The following is a 25,500-nucleotide window of genomic DNA, read 5'->3' as shown; positions in this document are numbered from 1 at the left end:
TAAAAGTAGTTAACCTCTTATACCGAAAGGATTTTTCTCATGCGCCAATCCCAAAAAACTTTGGCACTCTGGGCAACACTTGTTCTACTGGGTGTCATGCTTTATCATTTTTATGATAACCGCGCTTCGACCATGATTACTGAATTCAATTTTTCAAAATTTATTAAAGCAGTTCAATCAGGCGAAATCGAAAACATAACATTCCGCGATAATGGCGAAATCATTGGTGAGCTTAAACCTGCCTTTGAAACAAAATATAAGGGCAAACAATTTCACATCGTTGGTAATACGGGTGACGAGGTTTTAAAAATCGTCATGGCTGCAGGCTTGATTCCTAATTACGAAAATACTGAGCGCACAAGTTTTATGCATGCCCTTTTCGTAAATTGGCTCCCCTTAGTATTTATTTTTGTAATGTTTTTACTTTTCATGCGCCAGATCCAAGCGGGTGGTGGGAAAGCCATGAGCTTTGGAAAATCTAAAGCAAGGCTTTTGACTGAGAATAAAAATAAAGTCACATTCAAAGATGTAGCTGGAATTAACGAGGCAAAAGAAGAACTCGAAGAGATTATTCAGTTTTTAAAAGATCCAAAAAAGTTCACTCGCCTTGGTGGCCGTATCCCTAAGGGTGTTTTACTCATGGGCCCTCCTGGTACTGGTAAAACATTACTTGCTCGAGCCATTGCAGGTGAAGCCGGTGTTCCATTTTTTAGTATCTCCGGTTCAGACTTTGTCGAAATGTTCGTAGGCGTTGGTGCAAGTCGTGTGCGTGATCTTTTTGAACAAGGTAAGAAAAATGCTCCTTGTATCATCTTTATCGACGAGATCGATGCAGTAGGACGTCATCGTGGTGCAGGTTTGGGTGGAGGTCACGATGAGCGTGAACAAACACTTAACCAACTTCTTGTTGAGATGGACGGCTTTGAAGGCAACGTCGGAGTTATTCTCATAGCAGCGACTAACAGGCCTGATGTTCTTGATCCGGCACTCTTAAGACCAGGTCGCTTTGATCGTCGTGTTGTTGTGAGTAAGCCTGATGTTAAGGGCCGTGAAATGATTTTAAGAGTTCATACACGCAAAACTCCCATGGCAACAGAAGTAGATCTTATCAAAATCGCTCGCGGCACACCTGGCTTTTCAGGTGCAGATCTTGAGAGCTTAGTAAATGAAGCAGCCTTATTAGCAGCGCGAAAAAACAAGCAAAAATTAGACACAGATGATTTTGAATTAGCAAAAGACAAAGTAATCATGGGAGCTGAAAGAAAAAGTATGGTCATCAGTGATGAAGAAAAAAGAATCACTGCCTACCACGAAGCAGGGCATGCGTTAGTTGGTAAATTCACACCTGGAACAGACCCCATTCATAAGGTTACAATTATTCCTCGCGGTATGGCTCTGGGTCTTACTCAAACTCTTCCTGAAAAAGAACGATTAAATCTCACTAATCATGCTGCTGAAAACAACATTGCATTTTTAATGGGTGGTCGTGTGGCCGAAGAGTTAATTTTTAATAACACAACTACTGGTGCCGGTAATGATATTGAACGCGCCACTGAGATTGCAAGGCGTATGGTTTGCGAATGGGGTATGTCGACCTTAGGGCCCATGACTTTTGGCAAACGCGAAGAGCAAGTGTTTTTAGGAAAAGAAATTTCTAAGTCGCAAGATTATTCAGAATCAACGGCTCAGGCTATTGATAAAGAGATTCGCGACATTATTTCTCGCAATTACGGAAAAGCTAAAGAGCTGTTAAAAAACAAAGTAGAAACCCTTCATGCACTTGCAGAGGCATTAGTGCAGAGAGAAGTTTTAGATGGTCATGAAGTTGATATGATTGTTGAGGGCAAGACTTTAGCCGATATCGATGAAGAACGTAAAAAACGACATGAGATTCTTAAAGCGCAAAATGATGCTGCTTTAAACGCCACTATTGAAGACGCAAAAACTGCCAGTAATGCAGAAGTAGCAACAAAGCCGGTAAGGGCATAAGCTTAAACGATGAGCACCCTTGTAAATAATTTAAGTCTGTTGTTTTCTAGCTTCAGACTTTTCGATTTTGTCGACATGCTGGTAGTCTGGTTTGTCATCTATCGCGTGTTATTACTTATTAAGCGAACACGTGCCGTACAGATGCTCTCTGGTCTTGGCATTTTAGCCATCGCTTATATCAGTAGTATCTGGCTTGAGCTTTTCACTCTTAATTGGTTGTTAGAGAAATTCTTCGCAAATCTTTTCATTATCATTGTTGTTTTATTTCAGCATGAAATTCGCAGAGGTTTGGCTCACATCGGAAGAAATCCTTTTTTCACCAGCATCTCTGCTGATGAAGAAACACTTGTCATTGAAGAATTGGTAAAGGCTTCTGTTTTACTTGCGCAGAAAAAAATTGGTGCACTTATAGTTATTGAAAGAGAAATTGGGCTTGAAGACTACATTGAAGTCGGAACCCGAATCGACAGCACGGTAAATGCTGAGTTGATTAATTCAATATTTGTAAATAGCTCACCAATTCATGATGGTGCTTTAATTATTCGAGGTGGCCGCATTTCAGCTGCAGGGTGTTTTTTGCCACTAACGCGTAATCCAAATGTAGATAGAAATCTTGGCACGCGCCATAGAGCTGCCATCGGACTCACAGAAGAAACTGATGCCGTAGTTGTTGTGGTCAGTGAAGAAAATATGAATATGAGTTTAGTTATGGGTGGGCAGATTACTGCTGATCTTGATATGCCGACTTTGAGAAAAGCGCTTTATAATCTCTTTAGTCTCTCAAGTGAGTACAGAGAGGATCGAAATCAGGCATGAAACAATCTCAGGGTTTTAGTCTTTCTGAAAACACTAGTTATAAAATTGTGGCACTGCTTATCACACTCATTTTATGGGTTATCATTCTTGGCAGTAAAGAAGCTACAATTGTAAAAATGATTGCTGCTGATTACCTACTTCCTCGCGACATGATGATTGTTAACAATGTCCCACATCAAGTTGCATTTCGTGTGACGGGCCCAAGGCTAGCTTTGAAGCGCTTCACCGAAGTTGCAGAACCACTGAGTATAGATCTTAGTTCTGCTGTTGAAGGGGTGAGTACTGTTCGTATTCATCCTGATAGTATAAATGTTCCAGCGGGTTTAAGAATTACTAGTGTTTCTCCTGCGTCTTTAACTCCTAAGCTTGAGCGTGTGGTGCATCGTGATGTGCCCGTGCAATTGCAGACAAAAGGAACCTTGCCCGAAGGTAAAAAACTTGTTTCAACAGTCATAACTCCGGCTGCCTGGGAGGTCTGGGGTGCTAGAAGTGTGATTGATGGTATTAAATTTTTAAAGACAACACCCTTAGATTTAAGTGAAATTAAAGAATCTACAACTAAAGAATTAACATTAGCTATTGATGAACAAAATATTGTGCAAAAAAAAGAAGCAAAAGTGAAAATCGACTTGGTGGTGAAATAAATGAGCACACGTAAAAAATTATTTGGCACTGATGGCATTCGCGGCACTGCAAATCAATTTCCAATGACTACAGAAATTGCCATGCAGGTGGGCAGAGCAATTGCCTACAAAGTAAAATCAGAACAAACAGGTGCGCGGGATAAGAAGCCAAAAATTCTTATTGGTAAAGATACACGCATCAGCGGGTACATGATTGAACAAGCATTGAGCAGCGGAATTTGTTCAATGGGTGTAAACGTTTTACTTGTTGGCCCACTGCCCACACCTGGAATCGCATTTTTGACGCAAAATATGAGAGCCGATGCGGGTATTGTAATTTCGGCAAGTCATAATCTTTTTCAAGATAACGGAATCAAAATTTTTGGTCGAGATGGTTTTAAACTTCCAATCAGTGACGAAGATAAAATTGAAGATATGGTTTTAAATCAAGACCTGAGTGATCACATGCCTACGGCCGAAGGTGTTGGTAAAACCGTGCGTATCGACGATGCTATTGGTCGCTATGTGGTTTACGTTAAAAATACTTTTCCCCAAGCTCTAACACTACAAGGGTTACGTATTGTTCTTGATTGTGCAAATGGTGCTGCTTACAAAGTTGCACCGTGGGTTTTTGAAGAACTAGGCGCTGAAGTTATAAAGCTTGGCGTTTCACCTGATGGTATGAATATCAATGATAAATGTGGTGCCCTTTACCCTGAGAGTGTTTCACGTGCTGTGGTTGAGTATCGGGCTGACATTGGTATTAGCCTTGACGGTGACGCTGATCGAGTGATTTTAAGTGATGAACGTGGGCAAATTGTAAATGGTGATCATGTGCTTGCAATTTGCGCAATCGACATGGCTGATAAAAAACAATTACTAAAAAATACTGTAGTTGCAACTCAGATGAGTAATGTGGGTTTAGAGCAATGCCTTAAAAAACGTGGGATAAAACTTTTGCATACAGAAGTAGGAGATAAATACGTTGTCGATGCAATGAGACAAGGTGGTTATGTCTTGGGTGGTGAACAATCAGGACATATTATCTTCTTAGAAAACAGCACAACAGGTGACGGTCTCGTTGCTGCACTTCGTGTGTTAGCTGTAATGGCTCAGAATAATAAAAAACTTTCAGAACTGCGTTCACTGATGACAGATGTTCCTCAAGTGTTACGTAATATTCGCGTTTCTAAACGCAAAGATTTGCATGACATCAAGGGTCTTGATGATTTGGTTAAAAAAATTGAAGAAAAACTTTCTGATAAGGGACGCGTTTTCTTGCGATTTTCAGGTACTGAGCCCGTTGTTCGTATTTTGGTAGAAGGGCCGAGTCGTGAAGAAATCAATACCGCAGCAGAAGAGTTAGCCCATATCATTCACCGAGAGTTGGCGTGATACGACTAGGTGTTAATATTGATCATGTGGCGACGTTACGCCAATTGCGTGCGGGGCTTGTAGACTATCCAAATATTCTTGAAGCAGCACGTGTAGCTGTCGAAAATGGTGCTGATCAAATTACAATACATCTAAGAGGTGATCGCCGTCACATACAAGAAAAAGATCTTTTTGAAATTGCACGTGCGCGTTTAGCCCCACTTAATCTTGAGCTCGCTGCAACCAAAGAAATGCTCAAATTTGCACTTAAAGCGCGCCCAGATATTGTTTGTCTTGTGCCAGAAAAACGTCAAGAAGTAACAACTGAAGGTGGCTTAGATGTTGTGAAGCACTATAAAAAAATTCAAACATGCATTAAAGAATTTAAAAAAAATGGAATCAAAACCTCACTCTTTATTGAGCCATCACTGAATCAAATAAAAGCTAGTCATGAATTAGGAGCAGATGCTGTCGAATTTCACACAGGCAAATATGCATTGGCAAAAAGTCTCACGCAAGAAAAACAGCTTAAGCGCTTATCAATAGCTTTTGAAGCCGCACACGGTTTTAAATTAGCTGTTCATGCTGGGCATGGTCTTGATTACCGTAATACGCAAAATGTGGCGGCACTACCTTATCTTGAAGAAGTGAATATCGGGCATTCCATCGTCTGTAGAGCCGTAATGGTGGGGTTAGCTCAGGCCGTTCGTGAAATGAAAAATATTGTTGAGAAAAGTCGATGATTCATGCGGGCATTGATCTTGTTAACATTGATAAAATAAAAAAAGTTTTAGCGCGGCAAAAAACAACTATTTTAAAACGCGTATGTACCACTGATGAAATTAAATTTCTTAAACTTCAAAAGCGCGAGGCTGAAAAATTCGCAGCTTATTGGGGTTTAAAAGAGGCATTTTCAAAAGCATTGGGTACTGGAATAGGCCAGGATTTAAGCTTTCAAGATATTCAGATTACTTATACAAAACTTGGTCAACCCAAAATTAAATATGTCGGCCAGCGTTTTAATAAAAATTCAAAAAAATGGAATTATTCATGTTCTGTGAGTCATCAAGACCAATGGCTTGTGGCAATCGTGATTATTATGGGTGAGATCAAATGAGACTTTGTACTCCAGAACAAATGCGTGAGATCGAACGCCTTACACAAGTTGAGTTTGATCTTTCTGATGAAATTTTAATGGAGACAGCAGGTGCACTTGCTGCTCGCGAGATACAACTTTCGTTTTTACCTGAGTTGAGTAGAGGAAAACTTGCCATCATATGTGGCCCTGGTAACAATGGTGGCGATGGTCTTGTGGTTGCAAGACATCTGTATAATATTGGATTTTTATCTCTGCAAGTTTTCACACATGCCCCAAAAGAACTTCAATCTAAACTTTATAAAACTCAAGTTGATCGCTTAAAAAAACACGGCATCTCAATTGTTGATCTTGTAAATGAACCCACACGTGTCATTGAACTTTCAGAATATAATGTTGTTGTCGATGCACTTTATGGAATAGGGCTTTCCAGGCCAATTGAAGCCGGTGTCGCTCAGATTATTCACACCCTAAATGCTACAAATAGTTCGGTGATAAGTATTGATGTTCCTTCAGGCCTTTGTGCCACAACTGGAAAAATATTAGGGACTTGTGTTCGTGCAACCATGACCATCAGTTTTGGACTCGCTAAGCCTGGGATGCTTGCAGGTGAAGGAACTGTAGTCTGTGGAAAAATTAGAATTTTACAAATTGGGTTTCCTCGAAGGTTATTTCGTGAAAAAGCCACGACGCATTTTGCATTTAACGAACATTTAGCAAGGCGTTGGCTACCCATTAGAAAAGCACGTTCACATAAAGCGCAAAACGGTCATCTTTTGGTAATTGCTGGTAGACCAGGTATGTGGGGTGCAGCTCAACTTTGCAGTGAGGCAGCATATAGAATGGGTGTTGGATATGTGACTGTGGCTGTTGAAAATAGAGATGATGCACTTAAATCTTTTATTAAAGATATCGGCAGCGAAGTTTTAATCAAAACGCGAGATGAGGCTGATCTCTTAGAGAAAAAAAATGCAGTGGTCCTTGGGCCTGGTGCAGGAGTTGATCAAAACTTAAATTCAATATTAGAGCGACTTATTGCTGAGAATTTTAAAAGAGTCGTAATTGACGCTGATGGATTAACTGTTTTGTCTGAAATGGGTACAGTAAAACTTCCAGCTCAATGGATATTGACTCCTCATGCTGGTGAATTATCTAAACTTTTAAAAATACCAGTTGAAGAAATTGAGCAAGATCGTTTTTACCATGCGGGTTTAGCTGCACAAAAATTTGGATGCTTAGTTTTATTTAAAGGATATCGAACAGTATTAGCTGATCATCAGGGTCGCGTAGCAGTGATCACGTCAGGCAACGCATCACTAGCAAAAGCAGGTACGGGAGATGTCTTAAGTGGTTTTATTGGGGCTCTGCTTGCTCAAGATGTACAGCCACTTCAAGCAGCGGGTACGGCTGCTTATTTTCATGGGCGTCTATCAGATGAATGGCTCAGATATGGCAAAGATATAAAAAGTCTCATGCCTCGAGATCTTTTAACGAACACCCCAGAATTATTAGGTCAACTAAGTCGTGAGTAAGAAAAAACAAAAGCCAAAGCCAAAGAAAAAACGATCGTCTCTGAAAAATAATGTAATTGTAAAACCCAGAAATTACCTGGTTGTAAATTCAGTGAAGGCTACACATACCCATGCTGCATCCATTGCAAAAAAAATAAAAAAACGACCATGCCTAATTTTACTCAGCGGGGCATTGGGTGTTGGAAAATCAGAGTGGGTGAGGGGATTTGTTAAGGCCTATTTGAAATCAAAAATTATTGTAACCTCACCCACATATTCAATTGTAAATCTCTATGGAACTAAATCAAAGCCTGTCTATCATGTCGATTTGTACCGCTTAAAGAGTGAGGATGATTTAGAAAGTGTGGGTTTTTGGGATTTACTTCAGGGCAAAAACATAATTCTCGTAGAATGGGGAGACATGCTGCCCCCTCGTTGGCCAAAAGAAATAGCTGTATTGAGTATTAAAATCGATCTGCTCTCAGAGCCAGAGCGTAGAATTAGCTTACTTTTTGAACAGGATTAAGTAGTCGCATCAATGCTGTTGAAAAGAGTCCGGCATGTTCTTCAAGTCTACCTAAAATCAAACTGCGACCCACATCTTTTGTGCAAGTTCCAACAAGCATAGCAACAACTTTGCCTTGTGCAATCACTGGAGCAACCGTTACATGATCTGGGTATTGCCCACCATCTGTTTGATGAAAAAACCGATCGTTGACAGGGCCTGCTACTACGTAGCCATGATAAAGTGTTCCAGTATCAGCTACTATTTTAAATATAGAGGGTGTATCTAGGGTAATTGTATCACCAACTTTGATTTGGCCTTTCCAGCCAGCATTCCAACGCCAAATTATTAGTTTATTGCCTTGGTATAATAAGATCATGACTTTTGTAAAATAATTTTGCCAAGAACCCATAAGTGTTGCGGCAAGTTCTTCTTGGTTAGATGTAATCTTGAGTCGCCCTGCTAATTGTTCAATGGGAAGATTTGCGATATTTGTAGAAACAGAAATCGCCACAGGTGCTATTGGTGTTGCGGGTGGCATTACTGGTTGCGGTGTTGGCGGAATATGAATTGGTGCTGCCTGTGCAACTGCTGGTGCTGGAGGTGGAGTAGGCGCTAATGTTAGCGAAACGATTTGGGGTGTCGACATTGATAAACCAACGGGTGCATCAACTGCATTTGCATCGGGCATTTTAAATTCAGCAAGGCCCGCTGGTAGAATTGCACCAGTGTCGATCTTTAAGGCCTGAGGTGCTTCAAGTTGATTTGTTTCCCACTGCGAAAACCATTTCTTAACACCAGTCCAAGGAGCAATAACCCAAATAACGTTTGGGGTTGGAACTGGGAATTCTATATGCTCACTTGATAATTTTGCCCAGTACACATGTCCGTCCCATTCGCCAATAGGTAAACATGCTTGTGCGCGGCACCAGTGGTAATCTAGTTTTTCCCAGAGATGAATGGGTGGCTCACCGTTAAAAAATAAAGTATTTAAAGATGCTAAACCCGAGAGGTTGCGATCCCATGCAATGAGTTTATTCTCATTAAGTAAACCTGAATCTAAGGCAACATCAAGGGGAGTGTTTTTTTGGCGTGCAGCTTGGGAACACAAGGTCGTCCAAGTATCATCGTCAATCTTAAATTGTTGAGCCCACTCAGGCTTTTGCGATTGTGTTTGTGACAAACAATACTCTCCCTGTATTTGAACTATCGGCATTCAGTGTCGTAAGATTTAATACTCTGTGACTCGACCAATGACTTAAAATTCTGTTTTTACCTTGAACCGTCAGTCGTGGGTCTGCTAGCGTAAATTATGCGATTTCAAATTTTCATTTCAACTGTGGCGGCTATTTGCATAAACGGTGTATTTGCCTCTGCTAGCCCTATAAAATCTGCAGCTGGTTTAGATTTAGGTGGAAATGCTACGTTCATGTTTTCAGATCCTAGTCTTCAGGCCTTTGGTGTAGGTGCGGGCTATCAAGGTTCGTTATTTTTGACCATGTGGAATGAACGACCCATTGGTGGAAAAATGCGTTTAGAGACTGTGTCTTTACGCGAAGAGGCGGTACAAAAAATCAGAACGAATTACGCATATCCAGATTCTCATTTGAAATCTATGGTCCAAAATTGGACACTCCTTAGTTTTGGTGCAGAAGGCAGATTTCAAGGGCACGGGCAAATATTATTTTGGGAAGCACTCTTAGGTTATGCTTTTGGCGGCGGCGCTAATGTCACCGTATCACGTAGTGTTGATCAAGGAATTACAGATACATCTCAAACCACTAATTCAGGGTTCGCATTATCAGGTGGTGTGGGTATTAAACGCACGTTTACACCAAAGATCACAGGGCTTATGAGTCTCAGAAGTATGCTTTTTATGGCAGCACCCTATTCATCTAATGGGCTAGCCAATAAATCATTTATCCCATTGCCATTTTTTTTCAGCGTGGGTGCTGAAATGCCATTTGATCTTTTCTAAGAGATAATTTTTATTTAAGCAGCAAGCGATTCTTTGAGCCACTCACCAATATTATTATCAACCCATTTATAAGCGTGGCTTAAAGGGCCTTGATAAGAATAATCAGTATTATTGGTCAAGAGTTTTGCTTGGTCTGTAGGCATTCTGAGTTGTGGAAGTTTTCCTTCTGTCACGAGTGCTATAAATTCAAGTTGTGATGCACTTCGAGCAATTTGAAAAACAGCTTTAGTAAGTTCTCTTTCATTTATATTTTTGATTCCAGCGTAGAATTTATTGATTTCTACTTTTGGTGCACGACGTACATTTTTGTAAAGTACCATTGCCTCTTCGGGACTAAGCATTTTTGCAGACATGTGAGTCTCCTTTTTCTACAAACGTTTCGCATTATTTAGCATGTAATGCCGCTACCTAGACTAACGGCTTAATTGCATAAAAACTAAAGAATCTGATAAATTTTAATAAAATTAAGTGGTTAACGAAGGTGAGTTTAAAGGATTCACTAAATCAATGTTCAAAACTAATCGATAAGAAAAAAGGCTCACTTCTATACATTGTCCAAGTTGAGTTCACAGATGATGCTTGATTCACACTTGTGAATGTTGCTGCAACTCGTTCAAATGAATATTTATAGCCAAGCCAAAATTGATACATGAAGTTCCACTTTACTCCCAGTGAAGCGCCATATACGTCAGCCACTAAACCATCAAAGCCTTCAATGTTACCTGTGGGCTTATAATAAAATCCTGAGAGTGAAGCGCGCCAGCCATCATAGACAGTTGCATTGATGCGTGTGCCTACAAGGCCGCCAAATGTCGTAAAATTTGTGAGTAGTGTAGTGGGTGTATTTTCTGCTGAAATGATATCCATCATGCGATACCCAAACCAAAATTCTTGATTAAAACCTTTGCTTCCAAATCTTGCTCTAAAACTTAAATCTGATTCTTGTGCATAGGCTGTTATGTTTTCTACGGTCTGACTTCCAGTGCGTGTACTAAAAAAGAGTCCAGCTACTTCAGTGAAATAGTAACCACCTAAGAAACCATAAAATAGACCATTACTTTTTGACTCTTGTGCGATTCCAGTAACACCCCTGGTTTGACGCGCAGAAGTTATGGCATAGAGATCACTCACCGGGCTTAAGCTAAATTCAAACTCATAGTTACCTTTACTCATAACATCATTGCGTACTTCAAAATCTTGAAAGGGTGCTGAGACACCAGGAGTTTCTTTGTCTTGCTTTGTTGTAACAGTCCATTTGTATTTTCCGGGTTCTTCATAATCGGCAGTGTAAGCTGATTCTGTGAGATTAGAGATTTTTCGCTTAAAAGGTTTGGCTCCATCTTTTCCAGAAATCTTTTCAAAATAGAGATCAGAATATTTAGCAGCAGGATCTTGCTTCCAAGTGAATTTTACTTCTCTATATGCTGGAGACGTTCCATCTTTTACGGGAGTAATTAGTTCAGGAGGTGTAAGCGTTTTACGTGAAATTGTGAAGTGCCTAGGTTCACAGTAAGGTGAAACAAGTGTTTTGTTAACAATACTTCGCACCTTCCATAAGTATTCACCTTCAGTCACTTTACTTGTTTTAAAATTTTCACCTTTTACGGGTTCTTCTAAAACTTTTTGGCCGGTTGATTTATAAATAAGAATTTCATATTCAGGGTCTCCTTCAACTTTTTTCCAACTAAATGAAAGCTCAGGAGGCACTTCATAAAATGCAGTTTCAAAACCGTTTGGCAGTTCAATGAGCTCTGGTGCGTAGGGTGTTACATTTAATGGGGTAGGTGGTGACCATTTTCCACCTTTGCCTTTGATGTCAATCACGCGTACACGGTAGTAATATTGACCAATATTTAATTGTGTTTGATAAGATGGTTTATCTAATTGAGTGGTGCTTAATGGTTTTTCAAATATCGTGGTATCAGAAATTTGTATTTCATATTTAGCGGCACCCGTCATTGGATCCCAGCTTAATTCCACATCACGTGCATGGGCTGAAATGCCTAACAAAAGTGTGAGCTGTAATGCCAAAATGCTTAAGAAATATATGATCTTCATTTGATCACCGGAGCATTAAGCTTTGGGGGTTCCATGAGTACTTGAGGAATAATATTAAATTCACTTGCTCTACTTGTTGATGTTTCAAGCCCTTGCTCATCCATTCCAGATACTGACCATACGTAAGTGCCTTCAGCTAGCGGTGGTGATAAAAAAGTAAGCTCTTTAACTACACGATCAACTACAGTTACACGCTGACCAGATTTTATATCCACGCGCTCAACTACAATGTGGTATTGCGATGAAGGTACTAAAGGTTTCCACACAAACTTTACTGCTACATCTTTTTCTTCATACTCAACATTTGCTTTATTAACAGGCTCAATTAAAACTGGTGCAAGTGAGTTACTCGATAATTTAAGGGTAAATGTTCCAACTTCACTTGATTCTTCTTTTAAATCTTTTGATTGCTCTGCGGTTTTACCTGCATCTTTTGCCTGGGAGCTTGTGAGTTTCCAGTAATATATACCTAATGATTTTAATCTGATCGGAACAGAAAGTTTGGTGAGATTATCTTGTTTAACAGCATCTTTAAATTCTATATTTTTTGAAAGTATGATTGTAGTTGGGCCTGGCAGTGGTCGAGTGATTTGCCATTGAAATAAAATCGGTTCAGGGTTTTCTGACTGATCTCGAATTACTTCACCTTTTAGTTTTGGATATATCAACATAAATGCAGAGGCACGCGCTTTTGGTTTAATATTGACGCGTCTAATTTCACTAGCTGCAATTGTTGATTGTTTTGTACCTATGGCTTTAACGCTCCAATAGTAATGACTTGGAGTTGTCCAGGACCAAGAAAAGCTGTTAGCAGAAACCACTTTTGTTTTTACTATTTCTCGTTGTTCGAAATCTCTGGTAATTGATATTCGATATTCAGAAGCATTCTCCATTTTCTTCCAGTTAAACTCTATGGGCTCTGAAGTTTCCCAATCTTGTTCATGAACAGGTTTAATCAGCTCAGGAAGCTTTGGGAGTCGTACCTTTAAAGTAAAGCTTGATACTGGCGAAACGGCAAGCTCTGCGTTTTTATCTCCAAATGCTCTAACGCGCCAATAATAAACTTGAGGGGGGAGATCTTTAACAAAAGCTTTTGTATCTGCAAGCGAGCGTGTGAGGGCGATGCTTTTAAAATCACTAGAGGCTGCAATCTCTAGTACATAAATTTTAACCGGAATCTGACTTCGCCACTGCATTTCTAATTGGTTTTCTTCAGGCTCTAGATCAAATCGAGTTTCATTTTCAGGGTATGTTAGTTCTAAACGCTTATCGTGACCGACGGTGATTTGTCTTGTTTCAGTAAAATACATTTGGCCCTTGTCTTTCCAACCAACGCGCCAAAATTGCACACCTTGTGTAAGTGTGGCGTTAATTGCTTGGTGGGCTTTAAATATTTTTGTAGATTCAGGTTTAAATAATTTTGTTTTTGAAATTTCAAATTGTTCTTCTTTTAGTTCTGCTCTTAAGACTTCCCACGTAAAGGGGTGTCTTAATTCATCACGATTTGATTGTACTTGCGTTTTGTGTTCAGGGTTTTTAAGTACCACTGAGATTTTACTAATCGCACCAAGACCATCTGTGCTGAGCCCAGCTTGTTCTGTCTGATTAAGTTCAGTTTGCTTTTTATTTTTATCAGTAAGAATTACTCTACCGCGTGCTACTTCAATACTTGATTGTGAATCTGCTCCTGCTTTAATTTTTAATTCTGAGCCTGCTCCTCTCAAAACTGAATCTTTAATTTTGATATCAAGGCCAGTGCTTGAGCTTTTTGCTAAAATATCTCCTGCTTTAAAATTAATTCCTAAACTTTGTTGAGATTTATCTAAAACAATAAGACTATTTTCACCTAGTTCAATAACGCTGTTGTCGGTGAGCTTAATCGCTGTTGTGCTATCTTTGCCTGTTCGAATGGAGTCTTTGTTATAGACACTTGTTTTTGTAGCAATGGCGTCCCACATAACGTCGTTTCCGAATTGACGTTTGACATTATTCTCTGAGAAAAGAATTTCACCGACTACTTCACGTTGTATTTCACCCTCAACCTCTTCGTTAGCTGGATGATAGTCTTGAAAAAGATAATATCCAGCTATTCCAATGCCGATCAGCACTGGTAATAACACTGTAATATTCTTAGTCCAACTATCCAAGGTTGTTTTCTCCACAAAGTGATGCGATCACTGATCGACAAAATGTGCGAGATTCTTAAAGGTTTTTTAAAATATATCCGATTTACATGATGTGAAGATACGTCTTGGAATATCTACGAAACTGATTTTTATGGTAACACTCATTGTTGTTATCGCCATTGGTGTAGTTGTGTACATCGCAACGGATCTTTTTCGTGAAGAATCACTCACACGTGTCCAAGAAATGAATAAAGACACAGCTGAATCACTAGCAAACCAAGCTTTTGTTATTCTTAAAGACTCAACCGACAAAATGAACCTCATGACTCAAACAGTGGCCCAAGCAAAAGGTCAGAGTCTTACTCCAGAATCACAGCAGTTAATTCAAAATGTTTTGCGATCAAACGATGAAATTTTATCATTCGGTGTTTATCGACCGGCTTCGCAAGGCGGGTATCATGAAATTTATTTTGCAACCAAAGACGAAGTACTTGCAGAATTTGATCTTACTCTTGAAGATCTTAAAAGTCGCCCTGTTTCGGTGATTGCAAATGCAGTTGCAAAGCGCCCCGATACTATTTCGCTTTTAAATACTTCTCCGTTACTTAAAAAACCGATTTTGACAATAGCCTTTTTGACAAAAGAAAGTGCACAAAGTAAAGAGCGCTTGCTTGTGCGCTGCGAACTTCGTCAAGAAGCACTTATTAAACTATTTGCAGGGAAATCATTTTTAACGGCTTACCTCGTCGATGCAGGCGGTAATTTACTTGTGCATTCAGACCCAAAGATGATTGTTCAAAATTACAACGTCTCTACTTATCCGATTGTACAAAAAATGCGCGAAGGCAAATTAAACAATCACCAAATGGAATTTGAAGACACTCATGGCGAAGCCTATATCGGTGCTTACAAAACTTTGGGTATTGGTGGTGCAGGTGTTGTCGCTCAAGTAAAAAGAGAGCAAGCCCTTGCTGCAGTAATGCGCGTTCAGTACAGAGCATTACTTGTTACGTGCATTGTTGTGGGCCTGGCATTTATTTTTAATTTTGTATTCTCACAGTCGATGACAAGTCCGTTGAGTTATCTTTATTGGGCTACAGAAAAAATTGCTCAAGGAGATTTTAATGTTAATCTTGAGCCAAAGAGTAATGACGAAATTGGCGCGCTTACGACAGCTTTTAAGAAAATGACTGTTGGTTTGCAAGAGCGAGATAAATTAAAAAGCACATTTAGTAAATTTCATTCAAAAGAAATAGCCCAAAAAATATTATCAGGAGAAATTAAGTTAGGCGGAGAGAGAAAAATCGCCACGATATTTTTCAGCGACATCAGAGGGTTTACACCGTTAAGCGAATCTATGACGCCTGATGAAGTTGTTCGCATGCTTAATGAGTACATGACTGAAATGGTAACCATTATCTATAAACATCACGGGGTCGTAGATAAATATGTCGGCGATGCGATTATGGCTCTTTGGGGTGTTCCAAATTCTGGTACACAAGATGCTTTTGATGCCGTAGCGGCAGCTGTTGAAATGCGTAAAGCGATGATTGCTCTGAACAAAAAAAGAAAGTCCCGTAGCCAACCTGAAATTAAAATCGGAATGGGGATTCACACAGGAGAAGTTTTAGCTGGGAATATCGGCTCTGATCAACGCTTAGAATACACAGTTATTGGCGATACTATAAATCAAGCCAGTCGTATTGAGTCAGCAAATAAAGAACACGCAAGTGATCTTCTTATCAGCGATGCCACTTACGCACTTGTTAAGAGTAAGGGCGTGGTAGTTGGACCATTAATGTCTATCAAAGTTAAAGGTAAGGCTGATAATCTTAGCGTTTATCAAGTCATTGGAATTAAAAATGCAGACGGTGTACTTGAAACTGTTTTGAATGCTGAGCAACAATCAACTATCAAAGACTGGGTGCAAAGTGAAGTTTTTGACGATGAATATGATGAGCCCACACCAAAGCCGAAACCTAAATTAAAGAAAAAGCACAAAGTTGCAAGTCATCGTAAAAAACATTTAAAATCTCGTCATGAAGAAGATGAAAGCGATGACATTGAAATAGAGGAATCATCGCCAAGGTTAAATGTAGCGGCACAATACAACACCCATGCAGCGCCGACATATATTGCGCAACCACAACATCAAGTGCAACACGCACCGCCAGTGCAACACGCACCACCTGTGCAACCTGAACCATCCGTGCAATATGCACCGCCTGTGCAAGATCCTCCACGTGGACAATCCCAAGTATCAATACAGCCAGGCTATGCGGTTCAACCTCCAGCTGCGGATGATCCATTTTTTAACTCAGCATCCATGGGACTCAGTATGCCAGCGGGATCGGCATCGACATCATCGTCATTAGCAGCACCCATTCCTATGTCATCACAAGGTCAACCACCACCAACGGCCGTTGCTCAAGCAAAACAACCTTTGCCTGAACTTGAATTTGATATCATCTCACCACCAGTTCAAGAAGCGCAAATATCTGCCCCCATCTCGAATCAAGAACAGCCTGAACAATTAAAAACTGTAGTATTAGATGTTTCATACGCAGAAATTACTCAAGACGTGAATCATCAACCCTCGCCACTAGTTCAGGAATTTGAAACTCAAGGTTCAAATTTGTTTGTACCTGAGGCGAAATTGCCCTCCGAACAATTTCCAACAAAACTAGATCCCAAAGGGCCGTTACGCATGGCTAAAGAGCAGCCACCTATTCCAACTATGTCAAACACCCATGACAAATGGTATGTGGCAAAGGATCCTTTAAGTAAAGAGCAAGATGGCCCATTTACTGTTGCGCAAATCAAAGTTTTGGTTGCTCAACCTGGGTTTCCTTTTAACGAAGCTTTTGTTTTCAAACATGGCGATGCTCAAATGACGCCCTTGGCGCAAATGCCTCTATTCACAAGACGCGTGCATAATCCTGATAAAGCCATCAACGCTGAAATGCCATCGGATGATTTACAAGCCGTTGCCACATTAGATGAATGGTATATCTACGGAACAGATACAAAAACCTATGGTCCTTACAGGGTAGATCAGCTGCGCGATGCTGTTGATTCTGGAAATATCACTCGTACAACTTATTGCTGGAAATCGGGCATGTTAAGGTGGTGCTATTTACATCAGGTGCCTGGATTTAATCGCCGTGACCCAAATGCTCCGCTCGTTCGAAGCCCTGTACCTCTTATAATTATTAAGAAGCCCGCGTAATTCATTTAAATTCAAATACTTAGGGATCTCTCTTAAAGTGAGTTATCAATGTCCAAGCTCGACACAAAGGCTTGTCTTGTGGTATCTAGGTTTCTTTATTTAGCATGCGAGATGACAATGAATTCCCGTATTTATCTTGATTACAACGCAACAACACCTCTACACCCCGAACTTGTTTTGGCGGTGACTCAAGCTATTGCAAAATTTGGAAATCCCAGCAGTGTGCATTGGGCAGGTCGAGAATCAAAAAAAGCTATCTCAATGGCTCGTGAAAATATCTCAAAATTTCTCAACATTGATCCCCTAGAGATTGTATTTACAGCCGGCGGAAGTGAAGCCAATAACCTTGTGCTTAAGGGAGCCATTGGAATTTTGGCTGAGACGCGTCGAGAAATAATTTCTTCAACCGTTGAGCATCCATCTGTGCTTAAGACGATGGATTATTTGAAAAAAAAGGGCTTTATAATTAAATGGCTCAAAGTTTCAAAAGACGGCTCTGTTGATCTCACTCAACTTGATACTTTGCTCACTCCTCAGACGGGTCTTGTAACTATTCAGCTTGTGAATAACGAAACAGGAAATATTTTTCCACTTAAAGAAATTACAAGTCGTGCCCATAGTGTGGGTGCCCTGGTTCATTCTGATATGGTGCAGGCCCTAGGTAAAATTCCAATTGATTTAAAAGATCTTGGAGTTGATTTCGCAAGCTTTGCAGGACACAAGTTTTACTCACTTAAAGGTTCTGGTTTTTTGTATGTAAAATCAGGAAAACGCCTTGAATCACTTATTCATGGTGGTGGGCAAGAGAGATCACGTCGTGCGGGTACTGAGAACACGCTCGCTATTTCAAGTCTAGGTGAGGCTGTGAAGATATTGGGTCCGCGTATTAACGAAACAAGTGAGCGCCTTAAGCAATTCAGAGATCAGTTAGAAGAAAAAATTAAAACAAATATTTCTGATTGTTTTATCACAGGTGACAAGTCATTAAGAGTAGCCAACACCATCAATGTTACTTTTTCAAACACAGATGGTGAGACTTTACTCATTAACTTAGACACACAAGGTTTTGCAGTAAGTAGTGGTGCTGCATGTAGTTCGGGAAGCCAAGAACCAAGCCCCGTATTAACGGCGATGGGTTTGACAAGTGAAGAAGCATCACAAAGTTTACGCATCAGTCTTGGATGGTTAACAACTCAAGAAGAAGTTTCAAGTTTTTACGAAGCATTAATAAAAGCGATAACAAAGATGCGCGAAGCAAATTTGCAATTAGTTGAAAGAGAAGATAAGGAAATGGCGTGGTAAATCTTGATAATGTTAAAAAAAATGGAAAAAAAGTATTAGTCGCCATGAGTGGTGGTGTTGACAGCTCTGTTGTTGCAGCACTTCTTCGTGAACAAGGTTATGACGTCATAGGCATTACGATGCAAGTTTGGGATTATTCAGAGAATGAATGTGACATCACTCAGCCTGCAAAAAATGGTACTTGTTGCTCATCAATCGATGTACAAGATGCAAGAAGTGTTGCTGATCGATTAGATATTCCTTTTTACGTTATGAATTGTGAAAGTAAATTTCAAGCCTATGTAATTGATAATTTTGTTCATGAGTATCTTGAAGGTCGTACACCCAACCCCTGTGTAAACTGTAATACGTTTTTAAAGTTTGATCATCTCTTTGTGAAGATGAAAGAGTTGGGCTGTGATTATCTTGCGACGGGTCATTATGTTCAACTCGGAGAAGTTCAAGAAACAGGTGATTCCCAACACGTTTTGGTTAAAGGACGAGATCCGTTAAAAGATCAAAGTTATTTTCTTTTTACGCTCAATAAAGAATTACTTAAACATCTTTTATTTCCCGTTGGTGATATGACAAAAGATGAAGTGCGAATGCATGCGCAGAGATTTGATTTATTAAATGCAAAGAAAAAAGACAGCCAAGAGATTTGTTTTGTATCAAAACTTGGTTACGCAAAATTCATTGAATCACGAGTGAGTTCTGATCTTTTAAGTCAAGGTGATATCATGATGCTTCCAGAGAATGTTAAAATCGGCACTCACACTGGCATTCATGGTTTTACAGTAGGGCAAAGGCGTGGTCTTGGTTTTGATCACAGTAAACCTTTGTATGTAGTAAAAATAGATGCAAAGTCGGGCACTGTATATGTGGGGCCTGAAGATCTTTTATTTTCTAAGAGCATGAAAGTTCGAAAGCTCAATTGGATGCAAGAGCCGCATTTTGAAAATGAGTATGTTGTAAAAATCAGACACAGACATGAAGGCGCAAAAGCTCGCTTAAGAAAAGCAGATGATGGTGAAATATGGGTTGATTTTCACGAAGGTCAACGAGCCATAACCCCTGGCCAAGCAGCTGTCTTTTATAAAGACGATACCGTTGTAGGCGGCGGATGGATTGCTTCATAACTTCAAATGACTGACACTCAAACAACTTTTAATATTGTCACGATGGGTTGTAAGGTTAACACCTACGACACAAGTCTTTTAGAGCAGAAATTAGAGAGATCTGGATTCAAAGCAAGTGGTGAGAACCCCCAAGTTCATATTATCAATAGCTGTGCTGTCACAGAAAAAAGTAGTCTTGAAACCCATCGTTACGTAAAAAAAATAAAGGCGCTGCATCCTGGCACAACGGTTGTGATCACTGGTTGTGTTGCCCAAGTGGATGTTGATCGGTTAAAGACTTTGACTGGTGCTGATTTAATAATCGGAAACTCGCACAAAACTGAATTTGAACAAATCGTAAAAGATCATCTCAGTGGCAAAAGCAGTGAGCGTGTATTTCACAGCAATATTTTTAAAAAAGATGAGCTTGATGAGGGTGGGGGTATAGAAAGTTCTCGCACTCGGGCATTTTTAAAAATTCAAGATGGGTGTAATAGTTTTTGTAGCTTTTGTATTATTCCTTTTGCACGTGGAAAATCACGTAGTCTTACTAAAGATCACTTGATTCATCGCGTACGTGATTTACATTTGCGAGGATTCCAAGAGGTTGTACTCACAGGTGTGCATTGCGGTGATTATGAAGATGGTGTGCTTAATTATTCAGATTTAGTTGAGGCTGTATTAAACGAAACTAAAATTCCCAGATTGCGACTCTCAAGTCTTGAACCAATTGAAGTCACACCAAAGTTATGGAGCCTATTTAAGAGTAATCCAAGGCTTTGCCCCCATATACATGTGAGTCTTCAAAGTGCAAACTCAGCAGTGCTTTCAAATATGAAAAGAAAATACACACAAGCTGATATCGCACAGTTTTTTACTGAGTTTAAGAGTGTCATGCCCCATGGATTCATCGGCATGGATGTCATTGTTGGATTTCCTGGTGAAACAGACGATGATTTTAACGACACGTATTCTTTTTTAGAAAAACAACCATGGACACGCATTCATGTTTTTCCTTACAGCATAAGACCCGGAACCACGGCTTCAAAACGTGTTGATCATTTGAAATCAAATGAAATTCATGTGCGAGCAAAACGTTTAAGGGCATTAAGTTTACAGCGTCAAAAAGAATCAGCAAAAAAACAAGTTGGGCTCATAAAAGATGTATTGATCTTAGAAAATCCAAGTCATGGGGCTCAAGGGCTTTCTCGTGATTATTGGCCTGTGCAAATAGCGGAATTTGATCATTCTCAGTACATAAATCGTGAACTCAAGGTAGAAATTACAGGTCTTTCACCACTAAAAAATTCTGAGCAAATTCTCACCGGTATAGTCGCAAATACCTAAAAACTGTGCTAAAACAATTTTAATTTTGATTAACTTTAAATTAGGGAATTCATTTTGAAACCCTTGACTACCTTACAAGAAAAATTAGTTTACACGTTTAAGACTCCACGTCTTCTTCAAGAAGCTCTGACTCATAAGTCATTTGCACATGAAAAAACATCATCTCAAGAGATGTTCGCTCATAATGAGCGACTTGAATTTTTGGGTGATGCTGTCTTGGATTTAGCTATCAGCAGTCTCTTAATGGATCGTGATTTTCACGCCTCTGAAGGGGAGCTTTCTAAAAGAAGGGCCTCACTAGTTAACGAAGCCACCTTAGCCGAGGTCGCGCGAGAAATGAAACTCAGTGATTTTATAGTCTTGGGGCATGGAGAAATTGCCTCAAAAGGTGGAGAGAAAAATTCAATTCTTGCTTCAGCATTAGAGGCGATTTTAGGTGCTGTTTATCTTGATTCGGATCTCAAAGCCTCAACTCACGTTGTAGCAAAATTGTTTGCCACACGTATCGAAGAACTTTCAATGGGTAAACCGTTTTTCAAAGATTATAAAACCAGGCTTCAAGAGATAATTCAAAGTAAGCATAAAGTAGTACCCAACTACAAAATCGTAACAACTTCTGGGCCTGAACATCAAAAAACATTTCAAGTGGCTGTACATTTAGGTGAGAAAAAATTAGGTGAAGGCATTGGGCGAAGCCGTAAAGAGGCTGAACAAGAAGCCGCACGCATTGTTCTTGAGGATAAAAGTATATGAGAAATTTTAGGTCTGGTTACATCACTATCATTGGAGTTCCTAATGCTGGTAAAAGTTCACTCGTAAATGCACTAGTGAAAGAATCTGTTAGTATTGTAACCGCAAAACCGCAAACAACGCGAAAACGAACACTTGGAATTTTGACTCAACCCAATCAATTCCAAATGGTATTTGTTGATACCCCAGGAATCATCGATTCAGATGCGGGTTTAAACCCATTTTTAAAGCAAGAGCTTCAAGCATCTTTGGGGCATGTCGATGTTGTCATCGCGGCAATTGCACCTTGGGAATTTAATAAAGAAGAAAAACCTTGGGCTGTGCAAATTGCTCAAGGTATTAATAAACCAGTGATCTACATTGCAACTCAATCTGATAAGTACGTCACTGCCGATATGATTAATAAACGAGATACGCTCTGGCCTCAATGGATCCCAAGCGCTCCACTTAAGTTAATAAGTTCAGTTCGTGAGCAGGGCTTAGAAGAATTAAAAGATCTTATTTATTCACACTTACCTGAAGGCCCTCAGTACTACGACACAGATATTTTCACCCCTCAAAGCATGCGCGAATTAGCAGCAGAAACTATTCGTAAACACTGTTTTGAACAGCTTCATCAAGAAATCCCTTATGGTCTAGCTGTGGTTTTAAGATCATTTGAAGAAAAGAAATTATTTAAAATTGAAGCCGATATTATGCTCTCAAAAGATAGTCATAAAGGAATGGTCATTGGTGCGGGTGGGCAAACACTAAAACAAATCGGAACCCGTGCACGCTATGAATTAGAAAAAATATTTGGCCATAAAATATTCTTAAAACTCCATGTCATTGTTAAGCCACAGTGGCTCAAAGATAGAAATTGGCTTGAGGAACTCGGTTATGTCGCAACAAAATGATGAACCTATAATGACACCTTTACCTACAGCTGTGCATGCACCCATTATTGCAAAGCTGAAGGTGGCTGTTATCGGAAGACCAAATGTCGGTAAGAGCACACTTTTTAATCAACTTACGGGTACTCGTAAAGCTGTTGTAAAAGATCAACCAGGAGTTACTCGCGACGTACATCGTGGTGTTGCTGAATGGCGTAGCGTTTCATTTTTTATTTATGATACAGCGGGTGTTAGTCAGGGCGGGGATAAAGCTTGGAGCAGTGAGATTCGTAAAAAAGCATTAGAAGCTGCTCAAGCTGCAGATAAAATTATTTTGGTGCTAGATGGAAAATATGGTTTAAACCCAGAAGATAAAGATCTTTCTCAATTTGTTATGAGACTTAATAAACCATTTATCGCTGTGGTGAATAAGGTTGATAATCCGACTAAAAACGATATGACACTAAGTGAATTTTTTGAACTTGGTTTTGAGACAATGATAGCTGCAAGTTTTGAGCATAAATTTGGAACTGATGAATTATTAGATTGGGTTGTCGAAGGTCAAACTCCACAACCAGAAGAAGAAGAAGAATCAAAAACTATCAGGCTCGCAGTCGTTGGTAAACCCAATGCCGGTAAGAGCACATTGGTAAATTCAATATTAGGCGAAGAGCGTGTTGTCGTGAGCCCTGTGGCGGGTACCACTATTGATAGTATTGAGGTTCCTTTTATTCGTAATAATCAAGAATTTGTTCTCGTAGATACAGCAGGGCTTAGACGTCATGCAAAACGACTTGATCATGTAGAAATGGTTTCAGCTTATAAGGCAGAAGAAAGTGTTATTGAAGCTGATATTTTATTAGTCGTTGTTGATGGTCTGCTTGGCCCGTCGGTTCAAGATGCTCGAATTGTTGAGATGGCTTTTAAGCATCATCGAGCCGTTATTTTAGTCGTTAATAAAATTGATTTGGCTGAGAGACAAATTCCAAAATTTAGAGAAAAACTTCGTCAACACGTTGAAGACACATTTCATTTTTATCGCGACATTCCCGTTGAATACATTAGTGCAAAAACTAAACGGGGTGTTGATGGTCTTTTCACAAAAATTGAAGCTGTATGGCAACAACTCAATAAAAAGATATCTACTCGAGATATTAATGATTTCTTTTTTCAGGTCATTCGTCAAGCACCTTCTCCGAGTTGGAGAGGTAATGATATTAAGTTTTATTACATTACACAGACAAAACAACGCCCTCCATCTTTTATGGCGTTTGTTAATGAACCTCGTGGAATCACCAATTCTTATAAAAGATTTATTATTGGGCAGATTAAGAAAAATTATAATCTTGTCGGAATTCCAATTCGTATTTATCCAAAGAAAACTCGCTCAGGTACTTCTAAGTCTCAAAATACTCATTACGGAGATAAGAAAAACTTGTGAGACAACGCGCAGCATTTCAAAGCCGATTTGGTTTTTACATGGCTGCAATTGGTTCAGCTGTGGGTTTGGGTACACTTTGGCGATTTCCGTACGTCACCGGTGTTAACGGTGGTGGCGCTTTTGTACTTTTATACATTTTTTTTGTAGCAGCCATTGGTTTACCCGCCCTGATATGCGAACTCATGCTCGGAAAACTCACACGATTTAATATTGTCGGTGCTTTTAAATACAAACCTTGGGTGGGCACAGAAAAAAAATGGTCCTGGTTTGGCCTTCTTGGTATTATTGCCAGCTTTGTGGTGTTGAGCTATTACACTGTGGTTAGTGGTTGGGTGATACATTTTGTTATTCAAGGAATTATGGGGCGCTTTACAGAGCCAAATTCTCAGCCCGGAAATATCATTGATCAACTAACGGTGCGTGGTTATTTACAAGTATTACTTGCAAGTGTTCATTTGATAATTACAACAAGCATTGTAGCTCGTGGTGTACAAAACGGTATTGAAAAAACATCACGCATATTTATGCCCATCTTATTTGTCATTATGATTTTTTTACTCGTACACTCTTTGTTTTTGCCTGGCGCACCTGAGGCTTTAAGATTTTTGTTTTATCCTGATTTTGCAAAACTCACTGGCTCTGCAGTTATTGAAGCCTTAGGTCATGCGCTTTTCACATTAAGTTTAGGTTTTGGCGCGATGATCGCCTACGGAAGTTATCTGCGAGCTGAAGTGAAATTACCCAGTGAAGCTGTTCTTGTAGCAGGTATCGATACAGTCTTAGCACTTTGTACAGGTGTAATTATATTTCCTATTGTTTTTACTGCAGGTGTTGATTCAGGTACGGGGCCAGCACTTTTATTTAAAACCATGCCTGTCATTTTTGGTACTCTTCCTTTAGGTTACTGGGTGGGACTTGCATTTTTTGTATGTCTTTATTTTGCGGCATTAAGTTCTAGTATTGCGCTCTTTGAAGGTTTAGTTGCGTATCTTATGGATCAAAGAAATCTTAAGAGGCCCCAAGCAGCCGGAGTTGTTTCTGGAGTATCTTTTATATTAGCGCTTATCTCTGCATTTTCAGGTTCGTCATTTAAGAATATTAGAATCGGCGAAAGAGGGTTGCTCGAGATTATTGATCAAGTAATCATTAATTGGATGCTCCCAGTAGTTACACTTGGAATAATTCTATTTGTAGCCACCAAAGTTCCAGAAGATGTGAAGAAAAAAGAATTTGTAGATGAAACAAGTCTTGTCACTGTAAGGCTCTACCTAACTTGGCTTAGTGCTGTGAAATATCTTGTTCCTGTACTTCTTGTAATTTTATTTTTGGTGCAGGTGATAATCGCATTTTTATAAAGTGTAATTGAAAAACGTGATTTAAAAAATC

Annotated in this window: 21 protein-coding genes; 17 read left to right on the top strand and 4 right to left on the bottom strand. The window is 39.6% G+C overall.

Going from position 1 to position 25,500, the window contains the following annotated elements:
- Positions 1-39 precede the first annotated feature (39 nt).
- The 8 genes from ftsH to tsaE are packed head-to-tail and all read left to right on the top strand — an operon-like array spanning position 40 to position 7,935.
- Positions 40-1,989 carry an ATP-dependent zinc metalloprotease FtsH gene (ftsH, locus tag SGI74_13550; protein ID MDZ4678517.1) on the top strand — a complete coding sequence of 650 codons (1,950 nt, stop codon included), beginning with the start codon at positions 40-42 and terminating at the stop codon, positions 1,987-1,989.
- Between the two features lie 9 nt (positions 1,990-1,998).
- Positions 1,999-2,805, top strand: a complete 807-nt coding sequence (cdaA, locus tag SGI74_13545; GenBank protein MDZ4678516.1) for a diadenylate cyclase CdaA — start codon at positions 1,999-2,001, stop codon at positions 2,803-2,805.
- Positions 2,802-3,449, top strand: coding sequence for a CdaR family protein (locus tag SGI74_13540; GenBank protein ID MDZ4678515.1), 648 nt, complete (start codon positions 2,802-2,804; stop codon positions 3,447-3,449). The genes cdaA and SGI74_13540 overlap by 4 nt, the downstream gene beginning before the upstream one ends.
- The gene (gene glmM, locus SGI74_13535; GenBank protein ID MDZ4678514.1) at positions 3,450-4,823 is read left to right on the top strand and encodes a phosphoglucosamine mutase; all 1,374 of its coding nucleotides are present in this window, start codon (positions 3,450-3,452) and stop codon (positions 4,821-4,823) included.
- Positions 4,820-5,545 (top strand): pyridoxine 5'-phosphate synthase, encoded by a 726-nt coding sequence (locus tag SGI74_13530; protein ID MDZ4678513.1) that lies wholly within the window; start codon positions 4,820-4,822, stop codon positions 5,543-5,545. The genes glmM and SGI74_13530 overlap by 4 nt, the downstream gene beginning before the upstream one ends.
- Entirely contained in the window at positions 5,542-5,919 is a 378-nt protein-coding gene (gene acpS, locus SGI74_13525; protein ID MDZ4678512.1) for a holo-ACP synthase, read from the top strand. Before SGI74_13530 ends, acpS begins: the two co-directional genes overlap by 4 nt.
- Positions 5,916-7,430 (top strand): NAD(P)H-hydrate dehydratase, encoded by a 1,515-nt coding sequence (locus SGI74_13520; protein MDZ4678511.1) that lies wholly within the window; start codon positions 5,916-5,918, stop codon positions 7,428-7,430. Before acpS ends, SGI74_13520 begins: the two co-directional genes overlap by 4 nt.
- Entirely contained in the window at positions 7,423-7,935 is a 513-nt protein-coding gene (tsaE, locus tag SGI74_13515; protein ID MDZ4678510.1) for a tRNA (adenosine(37)-N6)-threonylcarbamoyltransferase complex ATPase subunit type 1 TsaE, read from the top strand. Before SGI74_13520 ends, tsaE begins: the two co-directional genes overlap by 8 nt.
- Here the strand turns inward: tsaE and SGI74_13510 are convergent.
- Positions 7,910-9,097: a hypothetical protein gene (locus tag SGI74_13510; GenBank protein ID MDZ4678509.1), complete on the bottom strand. Its 1,188-nt coding sequence runs from the start codon at positions 9,095-9,097 to the stop codon at positions 7,910-7,912. The two genes, tsaE and SGI74_13510, sit on opposite strands and share 26 nt — an antisense overlap.
- A gap of 129 nt (positions 9,098-9,226) precedes the next feature.
- On the opposite strand from SGI74_13510, the gene SGI74_13505 reads away from it, so the two are divergent.
- Positions 9,227-9,892, top strand: a complete 666-nt coding sequence (locus tag SGI74_13505) for a hypothetical protein (protein ID MDZ4678508.1) — start codon at positions 9,227-9,229, stop codon at positions 9,890-9,892.
- Between the two features lie 14 nt (positions 9,893-9,906).
- Here SGI74_13505 and SGI74_13500 read toward each other — a convergent pair whose 3' ends face one another.
- The 3 genes from SGI74_13500 to SGI74_13490 all read right to left on the bottom strand — a co-directional run bounded on the left by SGI74_13500 (position 9,907) and on the right by SGI74_13490 (position 14,097).
- The gene (locus tag SGI74_13500; protein ID MDZ4678507.1) at positions 9,907-10,245 is read right to left on the bottom strand and encodes a hypothetical protein; all 339 of its coding nucleotides are present in this window, start codon (positions 10,243-10,245) and stop codon (positions 9,907-9,909) included.
- Between the two features lie 151 nt (positions 10,246-10,396).
- Positions 10,397-11,950 (bottom strand): hypothetical protein, encoded by a 1,554-nt coding sequence (locus SGI74_13495; GenBank protein ID MDZ4678506.1) that lies wholly within the window; start codon positions 11,948-11,950, stop codon positions 10,397-10,399.
- Positions 11,947-14,097 (bottom strand): FecR family protein, encoded by a 2,151-nt coding sequence (locus SGI74_13490; protein MDZ4678505.1) that lies wholly within the window; start codon positions 14,095-14,097, stop codon positions 11,947-11,949. Before SGI74_13490 ends, SGI74_13495 begins: the two co-directional genes overlap by 4 nt.
- Positions 14,098-14,227: 130 nt before the next feature.
- Between SGI74_13490 and SGI74_13485 the strand changes: the two genes are divergently transcribed.
- The 8 genes from SGI74_13485 to SGI74_13450 all read left to right on the top strand — a co-directional run bounded on the left by SGI74_13485 (position 14,228) and on the right by SGI74_13450 (position 25,469).
- Positions 14,228-17,305, top strand: coding sequence for an adenylate/guanylate cyclase domain-containing protein (locus SGI74_13485; protein MDZ4678504.1), 3,078 nt, complete (start codon positions 14,228-14,230; stop codon positions 17,303-17,305).
- Between the two features lie 117 nt (positions 17,306-17,422).
- Positions 17,423-18,607, top strand: a complete 1,185-nt coding sequence (locus SGI74_13480; protein MDZ4678503.1) for a cysteine desulfurase family protein — start codon at positions 17,423-17,425, stop codon at positions 18,605-18,607.
- Positions 18,601-19,725, top strand: a complete 1,125-nt coding sequence (mnmA, locus tag SGI74_13475; protein MDZ4678502.1) for a tRNA 2-thiouridine(34) synthase MnmA — start codon at positions 18,601-18,603, stop codon at positions 19,723-19,725. The genes SGI74_13480 and mnmA overlap by 7 nt, the downstream gene beginning before the upstream one ends.
- A gap of 6 nt (positions 19,726-19,731) precedes the next feature.
- Entirely contained in the window at positions 19,732-21,051 is a 1,320-nt protein-coding gene (gene mtaB, locus SGI74_13470; protein ID MDZ4678501.1) for a tRNA (N(6)-L-threonylcarbamoyladenosine(37)-C(2))-methylthiotransferase MtaB, read from the top strand.
- A 63-nt stretch (positions 21,052-21,114) separates the two neighbouring features.
- The gene (gene rnc / locus SGI74_13465) at positions 21,115-21,804 is read left to right on the top strand and encodes a ribonuclease III (protein ID MDZ4678500.1); all 690 of its coding nucleotides are present in this window, start codon (positions 21,115-21,117) and stop codon (positions 21,802-21,804) included.
- The gene (gene era / locus SGI74_13460; GenBank protein ID MDZ4678499.1) at positions 21,801-22,697 is read left to right on the top strand and encodes a GTPase Era; all 897 of its coding nucleotides are present in this window, start codon (positions 21,801-21,803) and stop codon (positions 22,695-22,697) included. Before rnc ends, era begins: the two co-directional genes overlap by 4 nt.
- A complete protein-coding gene (gene der / locus SGI74_13455) occupies positions 22,681-24,114 on the top strand; it encodes a ribosome biogenesis GTPase Der (GenBank protein ID MDZ4678498.1) in 1,434 nt (477 codons plus the stop codon). The genes era and der overlap by 17 nt, the downstream gene beginning before the upstream one ends.
- Positions 24,111-25,469: a sodium-dependent transporter gene (locus SGI74_13450; GenBank protein MDZ4678497.1), complete on the top strand. Its 1,359-nt coding sequence runs from the start codon at positions 24,111-24,113 to the stop codon at positions 25,467-25,469. Before der ends, SGI74_13450 begins: the two co-directional genes overlap by 4 nt.
- Positions 25,470-25,500: the final 31 nt, after the last annotated feature.

Source organism: Oligoflexia bacterium, from assembly GCA_034439615.1.
Taxonomy (GTDB): Bacteria; Bdellovibrionota; Bdellovibrionia; order JABDDW01; family JABDDW01; genus JAWXAT01.
This window is presented reverse-complemented; position numbering and strand designations above follow the sequence as displayed.

Bases quoted from the DNA above. Each gene is read 5' to 3' on its own strand.
- ftsH (MDZ4678517.1), top strand. From the start codon at position 40: ATGCGCCAATCCCAAAAAACTTTGGCACTCTGGGCAACACTTGTTCTA.
- cdaA (MDZ4678516.1), top strand. From the start codon at position 1,999: ATGAGCACCCTTGTAAATAATTTAAGTCTGTTGTTTTCTAGCTTCAGA.
- SGI74_13540 (MDZ4678515.1), top strand. From the start codon at position 2,802: ATGAAACAATCTCAGGGTTTTAGTCTTTCTGAAAACACTAGTTATAAA.
- glmM (MDZ4678514.1), top strand. From the start codon at position 3,450: ATGAGCACACGTAAAAAATTATTTGGCACTGATGGCATTCGCGGCACT.
- acpS (MDZ4678512.1), top strand. From the start codon at position 5,542: ATGATTCATGCGGGCATTGATCTTGTTAACATTGATAAAATAAAAAAA.
- SGI74_13520 (MDZ4678511.1), top strand. From the start codon at position 5,916: ATGAGACTTTGTACTCCAGAACAAATGCGTGAGATCGAACGCCTTACA.
- SGI74_13505 (MDZ4678508.1), top strand. From the start codon at position 9,227: ATGCGATTTCAAATTTTCATTTCAACTGTGGCGGCTATTTGCATAAAC.
- SGI74_13500 (MDZ4678507.1), bottom strand. From the start codon at position 10,245: ATGTCTGCAAAAATGCTTAGTCCCGAAGAGGCAATGGTACTTTACAAA.
- SGI74_13495 (MDZ4678506.1), bottom strand. From the start codon at position 11,950: ATGAAGATCATATATTTCTTAAGCATTTTGGCATTACAGCTCACACTT.
- SGI74_13485 (MDZ4678504.1), top strand. From the start codon at position 14,228: ATGGTAACACTCATTGTTGTTATCGCCATTGGTGTAGTTGTGTACATC.
- SGI74_13480 (MDZ4678503.1), top strand. From the start codon at position 17,423: ATGAATTCCCGTATTTATCTTGATTACAACGCAACAACACCTCTACAC.
- mtaB (MDZ4678501.1), top strand. From the start codon at position 19,732: ATGACTGACACTCAAACAACTTTTAATATTGTCACGATGGGTTGTAAG.
- era (MDZ4678499.1), top strand. From the start codon at position 21,801: ATGAGAAATTTTAGGTCTGGTTACATCACTATCATTGGAGTTCCTAAT.
- der (MDZ4678498.1), top strand. From the start codon at position 22,681: ATGTCGCAACAAAATGATGAACCTATAATGACACCTTTACCTACAGCT.